This is a genomic window from Vibrio cionasavignyae (assembly GCF_050337155.1).
Classification (GTDB): domain Bacteria; phylum Pseudomonadota; class Gammaproteobacteria; order Enterobacterales; family Vibrionaceae; genus Vibrio; species Vibrio nomapromontoriensis.
The window spans coordinates 348784-364205 of record NZ_JAKJSR010000011.1 but is presented as its reverse complement, the minus strand read 5'-3'; the positions used below and the strand labels follow the sequence as shown (position 1 = coordinate 364205).

Annotated in this window: 16 protein-coding genes; 9 read left to right on the top strand and 7 right to left on the bottom strand. The window is 42.4% G+C overall.

The window, feature by feature from the left end:
• Window positions 1-159: 159 nt before the first annotated feature.
• From L4D74_RS07275 to L4D74_RS07255, 5 genes are read left to right on the top strand one after another with little or no spacing between them, the layout of a single operon-like run.
• Entirely contained in the window at window positions 160-1164 is a 1005-nt protein-coding gene (locus L4D74_RS07275) for a phytanoyl-CoA dioxygenase family protein (protein WP_428751459.1), read from the top strand.
• Window positions 1146-2486: a DUF6271 family protein gene (locus L4D74_RS07270; RefSeq protein ID WP_428751458.1), complete on the top strand. Its 1341-nt coding sequence runs from the start codon at window positions 1146-1148 to the stop codon at window positions 2484-2486. The genes L4D74_RS07275 and L4D74_RS07270 overlap by 19 nt, the downstream gene beginning before the upstream one ends.
• Window positions 2477-3694 carry a type III PLP-dependent enzyme gene (locus L4D74_RS07265; RefSeq protein WP_428751457.1) on the top strand — a complete coding sequence of 406 codons (1218 nt, stop codon included), beginning with the start codon at window positions 2477-2479 and terminating at the stop codon, window positions 3692-3694. The genes L4D74_RS07270 and L4D74_RS07265 overlap by 10 nt, the downstream gene beginning before the upstream one ends.
• A 32-nt stretch (window positions 3695-3726) precedes the next feature.
• The gene (locus tag L4D74_RS07260; RefSeq protein ID WP_428751572.1) at window positions 3727-4182 is read left to right on the top strand and encodes a GNAT family N-acetyltransferase; all 456 of its coding nucleotides are present in this window, start codon (window positions 3727-3729) and stop codon (window positions 4180-4182) included.
• The gene (locus L4D74_RS07255) at window positions 4179-5549 is read left to right on the top strand and encodes an MATE family efflux transporter (protein WP_428751456.1); all 1371 of its coding nucleotides are present in this window, start codon (window positions 4179-4181) and stop codon (window positions 5547-5549) included. The genes L4D74_RS07260 and L4D74_RS07255 overlap by 4 nt, the downstream gene beginning before the upstream one ends.
• 180 nt (window positions 5550-5729) lie before the next feature.
• Here the strand turns inward: L4D74_RS07255 and L4D74_RS07250 are convergent, their stop codons facing one another.
• The 3 genes from L4D74_RS07250 to L4D74_RS07240 all read right to left on the bottom strand — a co-directional run bounded on the left by L4D74_RS07250 (window position 5730) and on the right by L4D74_RS07240 (window position 7566).
• A complete protein-coding gene (locus tag L4D74_RS07250) occupies window positions 5730-6224 on the bottom strand; it encodes an RNA methyltransferase (protein ID WP_428751571.1) in 495 nt (164 codons plus the stop codon).
• A gap of 134 nt (window positions 6225-6358) precedes the next feature.
• The gene (locus L4D74_RS07245) at window positions 6359-6826 is read right to left on the bottom strand and encodes a YjiG family protein (protein WP_265674953.1); all 468 of its coding nucleotides are present in this window, start codon (window positions 6824-6826) and stop codon (window positions 6359-6361) included.
• Window positions 6826-7566, bottom strand: a complete 741-nt coding sequence (locus L4D74_RS07240) for a nucleoside recognition domain-containing protein (RefSeq protein ID WP_428751455.1) — start codon at window positions 7564-7566, stop codon at window positions 6826-6828. The genes L4D74_RS07245 and L4D74_RS07240 overlap by 1 nt, the downstream gene beginning before the upstream one ends.
• 324 nt (window positions 7567-7890) lie before the next feature.
• Here L4D74_RS07240 and L4D74_RS07235 point away from each other — a divergent pair, with 324 nt between their 5' ends.
• The 3 genes from L4D74_RS07235 (at window position 7891) to L4D74_RS07225 (ending at window position 10324) form a co-directional block, all read left to right on the top strand.
• Window positions 7891-9069 (top strand): MFS transporter, encoded by a 1179-nt coding sequence (locus tag L4D74_RS07235; protein WP_428751454.1) that lies wholly within the window; start codon window positions 7891-7893, stop codon window positions 9067-9069.
• Window positions 9070-9347: 278 nt separating this feature from the next.
• On the top strand, window positions 9348-9575 hold the full coding sequence (locus L4D74_RS07230; RefSeq protein ID WP_428751570.1) for a hypothetical protein: 228 nt from the start codon (window positions 9348-9350) through the stop codon (window positions 9573-9575).
• Window positions 9576-9670: 95 nt separating this feature from the next.
• A complete protein-coding gene (locus L4D74_RS07225; protein ID WP_428751569.1) occupies window positions 9671-10324 on the top strand; it encodes a DUF3313 family protein in 654 nt (217 codons plus the stop codon).
• A gap of 93 nt (window positions 10325-10417) precedes the next feature.
• On the opposite strand, the gene L4D74_RS07220 is transcribed toward L4D74_RS07225, so the two are convergent.
• Window positions 10418-11545 carry a ribosomal protein uL16 3-hydroxylase gene (locus tag L4D74_RS07220; protein ID WP_428751453.1) on the bottom strand — a complete coding sequence of 376 codons (1128 nt, stop codon included), beginning with the start codon at window positions 11543-11545 and terminating at the stop codon, window positions 10418-10420.
• Between the two features lie 308 nt (window positions 11546-11853).
• On the opposite strand from L4D74_RS07220, the gene L4D74_RS07215 reads away from it, so the two are divergent.
• A complete protein-coding gene (locus L4D74_RS07215; protein ID WP_428751452.1) occupies window positions 11854-12597 on the top strand; it encodes a type 1 glutamine amidotransferase in 744 nt (247 codons plus the stop codon).
• Window positions 12598-12701: 104 nt separating this feature from the next.
• Here L4D74_RS07215 and L4D74_RS07210 read toward each other — a convergent pair whose 3' ends face one another.
• From L4D74_RS07210 to norR, 3 genes are all read right to left on the bottom strand, one after another.
• On the bottom strand, window positions 12702-13061 hold the full coding sequence (locus L4D74_RS07210) for a glutaredoxin family protein (protein ID WP_265674947.1): 360 nt from the start codon (window positions 13059-13061) through the stop codon (window positions 12702-12704).
• A gap of 135 nt (window positions 13062-13196) precedes the next feature.
• Window positions 13197-13544 carry a DOPA 4,5-dioxygenase family protein gene (locus L4D74_RS07205; protein ID WP_428751451.1) on the bottom strand — a complete coding sequence of 116 codons (348 nt, stop codon included), beginning with the start codon at window positions 13542-13544 and terminating at the stop codon, window positions 13197-13199.
• 162 nt (window positions 13545-13706) lie between these two features.
• Window positions 13707-15290 carry a nitric oxide reductase transcriptional regulator NorR gene (norR, locus tag L4D74_RS07200; RefSeq protein WP_428751450.1) on the bottom strand — a complete coding sequence of 528 codons (1584 nt, stop codon included), beginning with the start codon at window positions 15288-15290 and terminating at the stop codon, window positions 13707-13709.
• Between the last annotated feature and the right edge of the window lie 132 nt (window positions 15291-15422).

Below are 15422 nucleotides of genomic sequence, written 5' to 3'. Positions count from 1 at the left end.
GAATGGCACTTATTCTTAATATTGATGTTGTGGATCTATTGTTTTTGGTGTTGTAAAGGATTGGTAAGTTAATTGTTGACATCAATATATATCGGTATTATTTTTTGGTTCGAAATAAATGCTTTGTTGCATATGTATAGATATTGAACGAGGAAGAAAATGGAATATCAAGGACGATTTAATAATGATTACATTAGTAATGATGGCGAATCATATATTACAAAGTACTCACTAAATAATATGGATAAGAAGTTACCTCTTAGAGTGCTTTCTCAATCCGATTGGATACACTGGAAAGAGTACGGATTCGTTATAGTAAAAGATGCAATTACAAAAGGGCATGCCGAATCAATATTGGATACCGCCTGTGATTTTCAGGGAGTAGACAGAAATAACCTAGATTCTTTTTACCAAGAAAAACACTTCGATAATGATCTTGAACAGCAGCTGCATATATATGGTTTTATTGAAATGTACCAACATCAACTGCTGTGGGATGCTCGTCAGAATGAGAGAGTATACAACGCATTTGTAGATATTTGGGATACGGAAGAGCTCTGGACCACGCTAGACCGTGTTAATGTTAATCCACCGAATGTTAGAAATCGATCCCGTTCTTTGATCCCACAAACGGATAGGGGGTTTGATATTTCATTGCATTGGGATGTTGAAACTACAAATCGCTATAAACCACAGCGAGTACAAGGCATTATCGCGCTGAATGACTTTACTGACGAAGTAGGTGGGTTTCAGTGTAGCCCCTCATTATTCAGTCAATATGATGAATGGGTTAAAACTCAGCCTGACAATCGAGATCCTGTTCGGCCTACGATTGATACCGACGAATACCCTATTATTATTCCAAAGTTATCTGCGGGTGACCTACTTATATTCAATGGCTGGTTAGCTCATGGCGTGGGACCTAATAGTTCAGACAAGGATATTAGAGCATGCCAATACCTATCAATGATGCCAGCACTAAATCACAATGAGAAGTTACGAGAGTCTCGCATAGAATCATGGAAATCACTGAAAACTCCGTGTTGGAACTCGACACTGATTGGTGATAAATATAAGCACGAATCGGAGCGATATAATAAGGCTACACTCACTCCTCTCGGAGAAAAATTACTTGGTCTCAAGACATGGGAGGCGGGACTATAATGAAAAAAATATGCTTATGCTTACCTACCAATAGAGAGTGTGCGTCGACAATTGAATTATTATATCGCGAGTCTCTTAGTGCAATTGACCATTTCATGGTTGAAATAAAATTATTGGTTCTTGATACATCTATTGGTGAAGCTGCGATTAAAAATAGAAATGCCGTAAATGAAATTAGGCCGACAGATAAAGTAGAAGTTATCTACCTAGACGAATCAAGTCAAAGAGCATTCTTGAGTCGCATTGCTAAGAAAGCACAAATTCCAGAGGACAGATTCCAGTCGCTCATGCTTCCAAAGTCAGTGTCCTACGGAGCGTGTACTAATCGAGCTTTCATTATTGCGTCGGCCCTAGGTTGTAGTTCTATCCATCGAAGGGATTCAGACTGTACCTACCAAAGTAAAAATGGGGCGATTGTTTATCCACTTTATAATGAACTGCGTGCAATCGGAGAAAAAGCAGCAGATGTATGTGAATTAATGACAGAAACTGACCTGACAACAGAGCAGAAAGAGTTACCGATTAGCGTTGTTGGGGCCTCTTTCATTGGTGAAATGTCCGTTGATATAGGTGAGATTGCATCAATAAACCAACAAGCATATTTTGACACGGTCAGCCTATGGGCAAAGCCTTCTCTTAACCCAAGTGAGAAGCGAGCGTTGGTAGAAAAATCCTTTAGGGGTGGGGGGCAATCTAGGTTTGTTGAGGATGAAACTAAACTTGGTGCGGCAGATCCTATGTTTATGGATATGTGTAACATCGCATTTGAAAATGTGCATGAACAGTTTCCACTACCGCCTGCCAAAAACACCATTGGTTCAGATTATTTTCTAATGCATCTTATTCACAATTCGTCTCTTCCCGGTGTAGTTCATAATCGGCATATCGATAACTTCTATACACCAGAAAGAAGGACAGAGCAGGGGTTTAGAGAGTATCAATTTAGGTTCGTGAAGTTTTTATTGTCCATGCCTTATTATCATGAGTGTTATCGGTTGATGGCGGAGGAAAACAGCAACCTATTAGACAAAAATCAGGCTATTAACGTGCCATGTGTCCTAGACATACTTCGGTCAAGTTTAACGATTTCGAGTGAAGAGGGTTATAGGGTTATCGAGCAGCTTATTAGTACATACTGTGCATTAGGGAGTAAGTATGAACGATTTGCCAACCAATTAAATGAAAAAGCTGAATTATTAATTGCGCAAGCAAGAGAGGATATGGCGGATTTCGTATTTTTGGCAGAATGTTGGGAGTCGGCAATATTGGCGGCCAAGGCGCTGCAAGTGAACGCTAAAGAGGAGGAAGAGCTATGTCTATGATTAACGTAGTTAACCTTCATGAATTACAAAAAGGTCATCAAGATTCTATACTTTTTGATCTAAATGGAATGCGCAATCAATATAACATATTGGCCAACGCGCTGCCTGATTTGGATATACGATTTGCCATAAAATCATGTGCAATACCAAGTGTGCTTGAAACGCTAGCTTCTTGTGGTGCAGGGTTTGATGCAGCAAGTGTAACAGAAATTGAAATGGCCTTAGCGGCAGGAGGCGATATTAATCGTATTCACTTTGGTAATACGATTAAGTCAAACTCTCAGATACGTACTGCGTATGATTTAGGCATTCGAGACTTTGCCTCGGATAGTATCGATGATATTCGTGCTATTGCTTTCAATGCTCCAGAGTCTCGAGTTTTCTGTAGAATTGCAACGGATGGCAAAGGCGCGGTATATGGTTTGAGTCGAAAATTTGGCAGTTCTGATAGTTCGGCAATTAGAAATTTAATAGAGGCAAAGCGCTTAGGTTTAGTTCCGGCAGGTATCTCCGTCCATGTCGGCTCTCAACAGATGACTGAATCTGCATGGATTAATATCTTCAAAAAGATAAATAAGATATTAATCAAGTTGCAACGCAGTGGAATCGAACTTGAGTATATAAATCTTGGCGGAGGCTTACCAGCAGATGGGTACTCGGATAAATCTGGTAAACGGCTCAAACCACCTAGAGATAAGATTTTTAGTGCGATACAAGCAGGCATGCAGGATATGCGAGATAGTTTAGGGTATCCAATTAAATTCATTATGGAACCTGGTCGATATATTGTAGCAGATCACGGAATTATCCGAGCTTCTGTATTGCGGCTTTCTGAGAGAGTACAGCCAGATGGGACTATACAGAAATGGCTATTCTTGAGTTGCGGTCGTTTTAATGGACTTTATGAAACAGATGCACTTAGGTATAAAATGGTATTTCCGAGAAGTCAAAGTGATGAGTTTTGCAAAGCGGTCATTGCTGGTCCCACCTGTGATAGTGATGATGTATTTAATGATGAAGACAATGTGATACCTGTACCGAAAGACTTAAGGTCAGGTGATCCCGTTTGGATCTTATCTTGTGGTGCTTATTCTACTAGTTATATGACAACTGGTTTTAACGGTTTTGCTCCACTTCCTCACGTGTTTATCGGAAATAAGACTTCTGAAAATTGCATAGATATCGGCACAAGGAAAAAAGTATCGTGAAAGTAAGAAATATAATTGATACAGATTGGCCTATGATTATGAATATACAGTCAGAGGTATACGGAACGGAATATATAGAATCGGAGTCATCACTTAAAAGTAAGGTCTTCTTATCGCCAGAGACATGCTTCGTATTAGTAGATAATGTTGAAGTTGTGGGTTATTTTATTTCTTTGCCAGTACGACAGGGATGTTTCCCGTTGCTCAATGAGGTAAGTGGTGACGCTTACACTAAAACAAGAAACATTCATATTCATGATATGGTGATAACGCGTAGTTTTTCTGGAAATGGATATTATAGGTGTTTTCTTGAGGCATTCTATCAATCGTTATCGGCTTTGAGTTACTTGACCGTTTCAATTGTATCTGTCCCTCAAGCTATCGGCTTTTGGCGGTATTTGGGCTTTCGGAGGTGTCAGAGATCTACGTATGATCTTGGTGGTTATGGTTCTGACTCGAGTTACATGACGCTTGAGGTTGTTCAATGATTGATGACGTTCCTGTGTCACGAATACGATTACTGTATAAGATCGCCTTAATCGCAATACCAGTCAGTTTACAGATGCTGCTCTTCTCATCGAAAAGCATGATAGATGTAATGATGATCGGTCAACTTGGTCAAGAAGAAGTGGCCGCGATGGGCATTGCGGGCAGAATTGTATACGTAGCGATATTGGTCTTTATTGGTGTCAATACAGGCGCAGGGGTCTTGCTATCTCAGTATTATGGGGCGAGATCTTGGCTGTCGCTAAAAAGAGTACAGCTCCTTTGTATGCTTCTAAATTTATTGATTGGGGCCGTTTTTCTACTCTTGTTCGTTGATTCTTCCATGTTGATGATGGAGCTTTCGACTTCATTTACAGGGGTTCAAAAGTTAGGCTCTGAATACCTAGTCATGTTTTCTTTATCGATGATTCCGATGGGCATAACATTAAGTCTATCCACTGGGTTGCGCTCGATACATAAAGCGAATGTTCCTATGGTTTTTAGTCTTATTGGGTTAATTATCAATATTTTCCTTAATTACATATTGATTTTTGGTCACTTTGGGTTTGAGGAACGCGGCATTCAAGGGGCAGCCATTGCAACATCGGTGAGTTGTCTAATTGAACTTATACTGTTATTTAGCTACTTAATTAAAGGCAATTCTGTACTTATACCAAAACGTCAAGAGTTGGCTTGTTGTTTCAGTAAAGATGAATTCAACAATATCCTTAGACTTGCACTTCCTGTGACCATTAATATGCTAATTTATTCTCTAGGGCTATATGTTTACAGTGTTGTGTTTGGGTATGTGGACCTCGGCGCCCTTACTGCGTTCACGGTGATGATTCCAATTGAGTCAATAGCCACCTCCTTTTTGATTGGATTCGCAACTGGATCGTCGGTCATATTAGGTAACGAGATTGGTGCCGGAAATGATGATAATGCACTTGGATTAGCTCGATTGACAATAGTTATGTCGTTTATTGTTGGGTGTTTGATATGTGTGGTTCTGGCACTATTGAAAACGCATATCTTAAACCTATTCCCTACTTTATCTCATGATGTTAGGGAGATCAGCAGCGAATTCTATAATATTCTCTTGATTGGTTTGGTGATAAGAAGTTTACCAATATGCATGATTATTGGCGTTCTTCGTTCTGGTGGGGATAATAAGTTTTGCCTATATCAAGATGTTTTTGCGCAGTGGGGAGTAGGTATTCCCTTTATTATTGGTATTGCCTATTATTTCCCGACGGCATTCGTTGTAATTTATATGGCATTTTTTGTGGAAGAATTGGTTAAAATTTTCTTATGCACAAGTCGAATTCGTTCAGGCAGATGGGTCAAGAGTCAGATGGTATCGGCGTAAGCGCTTGAGTCTAAATAAAGTGAATCTTTGTTACTTTTAATGGCAAGGTTAGATGAATAAAAGTGGTTACGACGATTGTCGCGACCACTTTTCCATTCATAGCGAGTAGGCAGTGTTGACCCGTCCAACAATTGACACGACTAAATGAACGTTAAACGGAAAACGAGCGCTCAAAAAGCATTAAATTTTGAGGTGATTATTTTTGTCTCGGCTGCTTTTGATGAGTTCGTCGTGATTAATCACTTGCGCTGATTTCGCCAATCGATCGTAGAGTAGAACATTGGTTGTTGCTGCAAGGTTCATGCAGCCAATCGTTGGTACATAAACGACTTCATCAGCTTGCTTAACGATTTTCTTTGGAATGGAGTTGTCTTCCGGGCCAAAGATATAGATTGCTTTTTCTGGGTGGACGAAGTCGGGTAATGGTGTTGCCCCTACCACTAGCTCGACACAAACAATTTTCATGTCTTGAGGTAAGGAGCCGAGTAAATCTTCGGTTCCGACAAGAGGAATAGTTTTGTTTATGTTTTGAGTATCAGTCTGAAACTTTGCGGCTTTATCGAATCGCTCGCCACTATAACGAACCTCCGACGCTTGATAGCAACCTGCAGCGCGCATTACCGCACCGACGTTGGTTGGACTTTTTGGGTTAACGAGACCAATAATCACAGACATATCATTTGCCACAACAGAATTCCTCTATTTAATTAGGTAGGGGAGTATACCTACAAATTGAGTCTTGATAAGTCTTACTCAAAAAAAAACGGCCTCGAAAGGCCGTTCTATACGAAGTTTATGCCTACTAAGGGCTAAACTAGGATGTTCATTAGGAACATGGCGCCAAAAGCATTCAGTACAGAGATGGCAATCATCACTGGAATATAGCGGCCTTCAGTGCCAATAGGACCCATGATACGACCCATATATTGAATCTGTGAGCCCATTAGATAAATAGCGGGCGCGAGAATAGCAATGTGCGTACCATTAAGAATACCTTGGTCAAATAAAGTGATGACGACGCCAACTGCGCCACCCATCGACATCCATGCGCCAATTAGTACAGCAGCCGATTCTCCAGGCAAACCAAAGACTGCCATGATTGGCGAAAATAGCACGCCCATAGCGCCAAGTGCGCCAGTGATTTGCAGTGCTTTGATAATGACAAACGCCATCAACACATTAGGGACCGTTGAAGTCGTTGCGATGACCCAGCCCTTCTTTGCGCCTTCAACAAAAATGTCCGTTACCATTGGCTTTTTCGCTTTCACTTCACTCATTATGCCATCTCCTGCTTCGTTGCTGTGTCGTTGTCATTTTGGTTTTTGTCTTCCTTGCCTTCTGTAATGTTGAGGTAAAGGCGAAATAGGTTTGCACCAACAAACTTAAATATGAACATTACGGCGACCGCGAGCCCTATCGATGATGTTACGGCTAGAGAGCCATCCATCATAGTCAGGGTAAACAATACAGCGCCAGAAGAGAAAAAGTTAACAATGGCTGCGCCTGCTGTGAATTGGAACATGGTAAACACGTCGGTTTCACGTTTGGTCAGATGACCTTCATCTTTAAGTTGACGAGTCATCGCCGCACCAGCATCAGTACTTTGTAACGACGCAATGAGCGCTAGCCCTGAGTTACCAGGAATACCCATTAAAGGGCGAAGAAGCGGAGAAAGTAACTTACGAGCAGCGTCTAGTGCACCGTAATGCTCTAACACGTTGATCATTCCTAAGGCAAACATCACCGTTGGAATAAGCGTTAATGCGAAAATAAAGCCATCGCGGGCGCCGCTTCCTCCGACACCACGGAAGGTGGTTTTAGCCGCTTCAACGACACCGTCGGAGGTTTCGCTAACAGAATGGGCCACTTGACCAAACGAGCCATTAAGTGTCGTAAAGTCGAAAACACCATACCATTCGTTGGATTGTAATAGACCAGAAAAGAAAACGATTGCAAACGCAAGAGCCAAGTAACTTCCTATGGTGACTTTGCGTTCTGGAGCAGTTGGATCAGACATGATAAATCCTTGTAATTAGAACAGGATGCATATTGTGGCGCGACATTGATTGGCGAAGAATGATCGCCGTCAATGTAATGATTAATTTTAAATGTGTAAAAATTAGTTGTTGTTTATTTGTGATTTATTGGATGTTTTAGTGTTTTATTCTGGTATTAGATTAGGGTGCGAAATGAGAAAATTAAGTGAAATGTGATGAAAAGAGAGGAAGTTTTATCATAGGTAACAGGAAGGGCTGGTAGGTGTCATACTGCGGTGTAACTTCTGCAAAGAGCGAACTTTCCGTATCATTTTTCTATTTGGTTTACGATTGAAGAGGTAATAATGAAGCAAGGTCTTTCGTTTTGGTATGCCGCCGCATTTATGTTTGGCGCGATTCAGTTAGTGGCGCTCCCTATTTTAGTTCCAAGTCATATCTATCAGGTCTCTGGCTCGATGTTTCATAGTGGCAGCGCCTTAGCGTTTGTTGGACTAAGTGGTTTTATTGCCCCGCTAATTGGAGGGGCAATTGATCGATATAAACTTCATGCCGCTGCCCAAAGCAGTGCTCTAGTGTTACATGCGACAGCGATGGTGATATTTGCCTTTGTCAATCAAACATGGGCAATGTATGTTGCGACATTTTTGATTGGCTTAGGGTCAATTACACTAATGGTAGTCAATCCGTCGTTCATTGTTGCAGCAGGATTGGATAAAGACCATGAAGCGCTTTGTTTAACTCGAATGAACCAGAGTATCTTTGTTGGGGCGATAGTGATGGGGGCGTTACTGGCCTTAGTGAGCGAACAAGCCGTGAAGTTTAGTTTCTTACTGATCGCAGTGATGTCTGTAATCGCGTTATTGATTGTAAGAATTGACAATGTCAAAGCGGCAGCAAAGCTAGTCATTGCTCACGCGGAAGGTAATGACGATGCAGATAAGGGGCATTGGAACTTAACGTTCATTACTTTCTTACTTGCAGTATTTATTGCGATGTTCGCCAGTAGTAACCAAGTCGCACAAGGTCCGAATTTGTTTGAGCAACTTTTTGCAATTGATAAGTCAGCGATGTCGGTATTACTGATGGTCTCGTCTATCATCTCGCTAGTAACGCTCGACTTGTCTGGACGCCTTCTCAATAAAATGGGGGCCGGGGCTGTTTGGGTCATTGGTTTAACGGGCTATGCGATTATTGGTGGCGTATTATCTTATCTCGTTATCGGTGACGGGAGTTATTTCTACTTGCCGCTTCTCATGCACTTACTTTTCATGCAATTTTTATCGATGGTGGACATGGTGAAACCCGCTATTGTCTCGAAAGTCACGACGTTACCACCAGCCTCCACTCAAGGTTATTTACTATTTGCTATTGCAGGCGGTTACGCGGCGGGAACAAGCTTAGGTGGCGTGGTAGGGCAACAGTTTGGAATGGAGCGTATGTTTATGTTTGTGGCAGCTTGTGCTTTGTTAGCTCTAATGTTGGCGATAGCTGTACTTACGCAGATAAACCGTTCTGAAAAGTGATTCGTCGTGAAATTATTCAACGACAAATCACAGAATTCGTTCGTGAGCCTTTGGTTGAAAGTCATTGAAGAAAACACCTCAACGTTCAATAGGAGTCTTCGCCAATATTGAATTTAATTTGACGTTATTGGGTTGTATTGACCTATTATTGGATGGGTCAATATAACCTATTTTTGTTTGTGGTATTAGGTTAAATATTGATAATACAGCGATGTCAAAGTTGGAATGGTAGTTGCTTAATGATAATCATTAGTAACTACCATGTTCGTGAGGTCGATATGACACAACAATTTCAAACCGTACTTTTTATTTCTAATGTTACTTTAGGTGCGACATTATTTTTGATGTTGCTCAGTATCGTTATCGCGTACCCAATGGCACATCATTTTTCACTGACGACTCAAGTGTTCGCACACATCAGTACTATTCTGATTGCTGCGGTATTGAAGGTCAGCTACGTTGGACGCTGCCTCGCGCAGTATAATCTTGGTCTTGAAGTCCGATAATAACGATGGTTCACGTTTTTGATCTCAAAATTGGCTATTAAGCGAGTGGTACCTATGCTTGAAAGGTGCTGATAGAGGAGTTCTAGAGTTTGAAAGTGAAAATTTTGATGCTGTCGATGATGCTAGCCGTAACGGGATGCACAAATACGCTGCCGACACAGGCAGACTATAAGCCGCAAGACAGTTATCGACATTTTTCGGTTGAAACGATAGGGAAGTATGACGGCGTTTCTTGGTATGACGACGGTTTTAAGCTCGATAATTACTCTGCAGTTGAATTGGGCGCGGTCACCGCAGAGCGTAAAGTCGAGCAAGCATATGTGTCTCAAAATGTAGTTGAGACATTGCGTTCTGAGCTCGAACAATTACTACGAAAGCAAATGGGAAGCCTCTCTGTAGAATCTTCGACTAAGAGCAATCAAATCCTGGAAATTGCCGTTGATGTACAGAACATTGAAGGCGTGTCTGGTGCTGTGAAGCCAACGGATTTTATTCCAATTGGCGCGGTAATCGATTTAGCTAAGGTCGTTTCGGGAACGCGCGATCGTAACTTACGTTTGATCGTTTCGGTCGAACTTATTGAGAGCGAAAGCAAACAAGTCATCGGAAAGCGATTATTTGTCATCAATGATAAGGGTGTGTTAGAGAATCGAGACTCAGAAATAACGGTAAAGTTACTTGAGCCAGATGTTCAGGAAATTTCGGATAACGTTTCTTCGTTTATCAGACATTTACACCAGAGAAAATAGCCCGCTATTATGAAGCGGGCTTTAAAGATGAGTAACGAGCTTCTTCTTGAACGTATTTTTGTTCTCGATGGCCGTGAAGTCCGATAGTCACGCTTACTCGGTGTACCAATACCCTTTATTTACCAGTTCGGTTAGCAAAGACACAGCGCTAGTGGAAGGCGCTGGTAGCTGAATCGTCACATTGTGGCACAACGCCATAATGAGAGGTGCTAGCTCTTCTGGCACCTTTAGCGTTTCGCCATTTACGTAGAGCATGGAAGGCTCATCTTCATGATGCAGTGCACGCAACCCTGCAACTTTGGTCAATTCGCCTGAGTTACTGAGGTGTTGTGCCATCTCTTCTTGTGTCCATTTAGGCTCTGGCGCAATGACATTCAAATGATGACGAGACTGGCTGAGCATCGTGGCCATGAAATCTTTTACAATCAGCGGGTCATCGAGTTTCGCCTTTAGCATCTCGGTTAGCGATGCTAAATCACTAGCACTAATGGCACCGTGGTTATCTTGTGTGGTTAGCTCAGGTTTGTGCATGTGCACGTCGCCATAATCATGAGCTAAGATATGGTCAGCAAAGTTACTGATCAGTTCTTGCTCTTTTGGAGAACGGAACCCAATGGAATAGCTCATTGATGGCTCGAGTGCGTAGCCATCGTGAGGAAAGCCCGGTGGAATATAAAGAATGTCGCCAGGCTCCAAAATTTGGTCAATTTCAGCGTCAAAAGATTCGATCTGACGCAAGGCTTCGTGACGGCAAGTTTCTTTATACTGACCTATGTCCTTTGCGCCAACGCGCCAATGACGTTTACCCATGCCTTGGATAATGAATACGTCATATTGATCAATGTGAGGTCCAACTCCGCCGTCTTTAACCGAATAGCTAATCATTAGGTCATCGAATAACCATTGTGGCATTGCTTTAAAAGGCGTGACGAGCTGTGCGGCACCTTCATGCCAATGGTTAGCCGCTTGAACGATGAAGGACCAATTAGTTTCCGCCAATGAGGCAAATTTCTCCTCATCAAATGGGCCATGGGCGGCCTGCCATTCATCATTAAGGTTGGAAACAAAGCGAGAGTCGACTTCCTCTTCCATGGTCAATCCGGCGAGTTCTTCTGGCGAAAGTGGATCTTGAAAGTGAGCAAAGCCACCTTTAATGATAGTGGGTTTCTTCTGCCAGTAAGTGGAAAGAAATTCTTGGAGCGAGAAAGTTAATTGGTACATGGTTTGAGTTCTACTCTAATGAAATCTGATCGCATTCTAGCAAGAACTGGGCAAGAGTCATAAAAGCGTTCATACCTTTTATTGGATTATTGCCCTCTACATGCACGGGCAATATCTTTTCAAGCGGGTGCTATCTCCAATGGCATTGATAGAAATCACTTCTATACTCAAAATATAGAGCAGAGTACGTTGACGAAGATATTGAAAAATAGAGTAATTCTACAGGTAGGTTGACGTGGGGCTGTCTGAGCGTATTAAAGATAAAACGAAGAGATAGTATCACCGTAGGCAACAAGAAAAGGTGGCAAATGAAAATAGGGATTTTAACGTGTGGCTACGTAGATCAGGCGCTTTCGAGTGAACACGGGCAATATTTTGATATGATCAAGGCATCGTTAGCTGAGGTAAACCATGCTTTTGAATTTGTAAACTTCAATGTGTTGGAACGAGAATTACCCAGCCTTGATGAGTACCATGGGTTTATTGTTAGTGGCAGTGTGTATAACGCTTATGATGATCTACCGTGGATTCATGATCTTATGGATTGGATCCGAGCGTGTGAAGCAAGGCGCAAGCCGTTAGTGGGGATTTGTTTTGGTCATCAAGTGATTGCGCGAGCGTTAGGGGGAACGGTAGAAAAGTCACCCAAAGGCTGGGGGTTAGGTAGTTACGAAGTGTTTGTCACTGCCCAAAAGAAATGGATGAATTTGTCTATGGACACCATTCGTTTGCTAGTGAGCCACCAAGATCAAGTCACGATTGTGCCGAAAGGGGTTCGAGTGATTGCCAGTAATGAATTTTGCCCCAACTTCATGTTAGTCAAAGACAATCATGTCTTAACTGTGCAAGGGCATCCAGAGTTTAGTTCTGAGTTCACAACAAAAGTACTGGAACAACGCAAAGAGCTTGTTACGCCCCACCATTATAAAGATGCCTTTAAACAAATTGATAAGCCCCAAGACTCTGTGCTTATTCTGCATTGGATAGACGCGTTCTTTGTACTAGGAAGTCAAAAGCGTCAAGCGGATCCCCTTGATGAAATGACGACGTAATGATTGTTGTGGTGAATTGGAAAAGACTAGAGTTATTAATAGCTGGATGACGTTAAAAAACGATTCAGAAATTAATAACTCTATGTACAAATGCTAAGGGGAAGTTACGCGAATTCTTTTTGCAGGTAGGTGACGATATCTGATGATTCGTACATCCACTCAACTTGTCCATCTTTTTCAATTTTCAGGCAAGGAACTTTAACACGACCACCGCCTTCTAGCAGTTGCTCGCGTGCAATGCTGTCATTTTTAGCGTCTTTGAGCTCAATGTTGACAGACTGGCGCTTCATTTCACGGCGAACTTTGACACAAAAAGGACAAGCTTCAAATTGATAAAGTGACAGTGCTTTTGCTTTTTCGTTGGCTTGTTGCTGAGCTTCGCTCGAACGTTTTACACCGCGTGGGGTAAACACAAAATTCAGCACCAAAATAATTTTTCCAAGAACAATACGAATGACTTTCATAACGACCTTTATTGAGCGGTTTTTTATTGTGGGGCGATGTTAACATTTTATTCACGCTTCAGACATCTCTTTACTATGATAGCGACAGAACCGTTGATATTGTTCCTGTCATAGTGTCCTCACGTAAAAGTGAGATTAGAAGGCTTCAAAATTCAATGCCACTGCATCCCCTAGCCAATAAGCAAAGGTCGTATGATCTTTGATGTCGTCACCGGTGTTAGCGTGAATGAGTACACTTAAATTTCCTCTGTTCGCTTCTAACCATGGAACCAGTTGATCGAACGATTGGTCGCTGAACAAAATTTGGCAGCTCCACTTGGTATGAGGGCCGACGTTTTTTTGATGAACTCGTCCTATCTCAAGGCCAAATTTCTCACCTGCGCGGTGACACAAGTTAGAAGCAAATTCTAGTGTCTCTTTATCGAAGTAGACATGAGCGTGATAGTCTTTATGACTATTGATGGGTTTTTGTGGGGTATTCATTTTACATTCCTATTTATTCAGCTTAAACCTATGTTTGTGTTGCCATAGGCAATGACGGCTTATAACAAAGCCGTCATTGGTAAGATCGTTATTTACAATGCCCGAATTTACACCATCGGGGTTGCAACATCACCGTTTGCAGCATTACCGTTTACAACATAGCTACATGCGATTAATTTGAGGGTTTTTGGAGACCGTGATGCCAAGCCTTTTGGCAAGTCGTATTAAGTTAGCACGGTCGGTTTTGAGTACTCGACTGGCTTGAGCCCAGTTATAATCAGCTTGAATGAGCGCATCAGAGATAACCTTTCTTTGGAACTCTTCTGTTGCTTCTCGTAAGCCACTGTTAGTGTCAATGCTAATAGGAGATTGAGCGTGGCTTGTGGTGACATTTGGTGCCGACTCATCGTCAAATTGTCCGCAGTCTTCAATACTGACAGAAATCACTTTCTTGTCGAACATGCGAGCCTTTGCTTTCAACGTCGCTCGATTAATCACGTGCTCAAGCTCGCGAACATTACCCGGCCAGTTGTAGCGATTAAGATAGGCGCTGACATTCGGGCTCAATTTTAGCTGAGAAATCCCAAGTTTTCGACGTGCCTGTTCAAGGAAAAATCCGGTGAGTAACTCAATGTCACCGTTGCGCTCTCGAAGGGGAGGGACGGAAATCGGGTACACGGTTAAGCGATGATATAAATCTGCGCGAAATTTACCTTGTTCGACTTCTTCTTTCAATTCCCGATTGGTCGCTGCCAGTATACGTACGTTGATCTTTTGAATTTCGTCGCGACCAACAGGTTGAATCTCATTGTTTTGCAGTGCTCGTAGTAACTTACTCTGCGCGGCTAGCGGAAGCTCGCCAATTTCATCAAGGAAAAGAGTACCGCCGTCGGCCAGTGCAAACTTGCCTTTTCGATTTTGGTCTGCACCAGTAAAGGCACCTTTGACATGACCAAATAATTCACTTTCGATGAGGTTTTCTGGGATCGCCGCGCAGTTGACGTATACCAACGGGTGTTGCCTGCGCGCAGATTGATGATGAAGAGTACGAGCCACAAGCTCTTTACCGACACCGGTTTCACCGTGGATGAGAATATTAAAATCTGATGGGGCGACAATTTCAATATCAGACTTCATAGCTTGCATTGGTGCACTGTCGCCAATCATCTCTCCGCCATCTCGTTCCCACGCTTCTACGTTGAGTTCTTCCAGCAGTTGCTTGGATTGCTTTGCCTGATATTCAAGTTGAGAAAAGGTCATCGCCATCTTCAGCGTAGAGGCGGCGATGGCGGACAAAACATCAAGGCTACGCTGAGGGATATCGTCAAACGCATTCGTGGACAAGCTGTCTAACGTCAGTGCGCCCAACATTTTATCTCCGAAAATCAGCGGAAGCCCCATGCAAGAGTGCATCGGTAAATCGCCATGGTGATCAATAAGCAAGCCATCAAAAGGGTCGGGAAGATCACTGTCTGCATCAAAAATAACGGGCGTGGTCGCCGCGCAGATTTGTGAAAATCGTGGGTGTTCGGCGATGACAAATCGCCGTCCCATCGTATCTCGAGATAAGCCCTGCATCGCAAGTGGTACTAACGTATCACCTTGCTGGGAAAGCAGCGCGACCGAATCACAATGAATGGTTTTGCGGATGGTATTGAGCAACGTGTCAAATCGTTGCTGGTCATTGCTGCTGCTTGCCAGTCCTATCGTGAGTTCAACCAGATTGGAGGGAGAGAAATCTTGCATAGTTAGCCAACGTTAAAGAGTTATAAGTTCATTGTAGTGTCTAATTGACTTAATTAAAAGACGTCAATTGGACATATTGCTTTAGAAAATAGTGTTGAAAATCATGGTATAGCAGTAGCTGGTAAAGTTGGC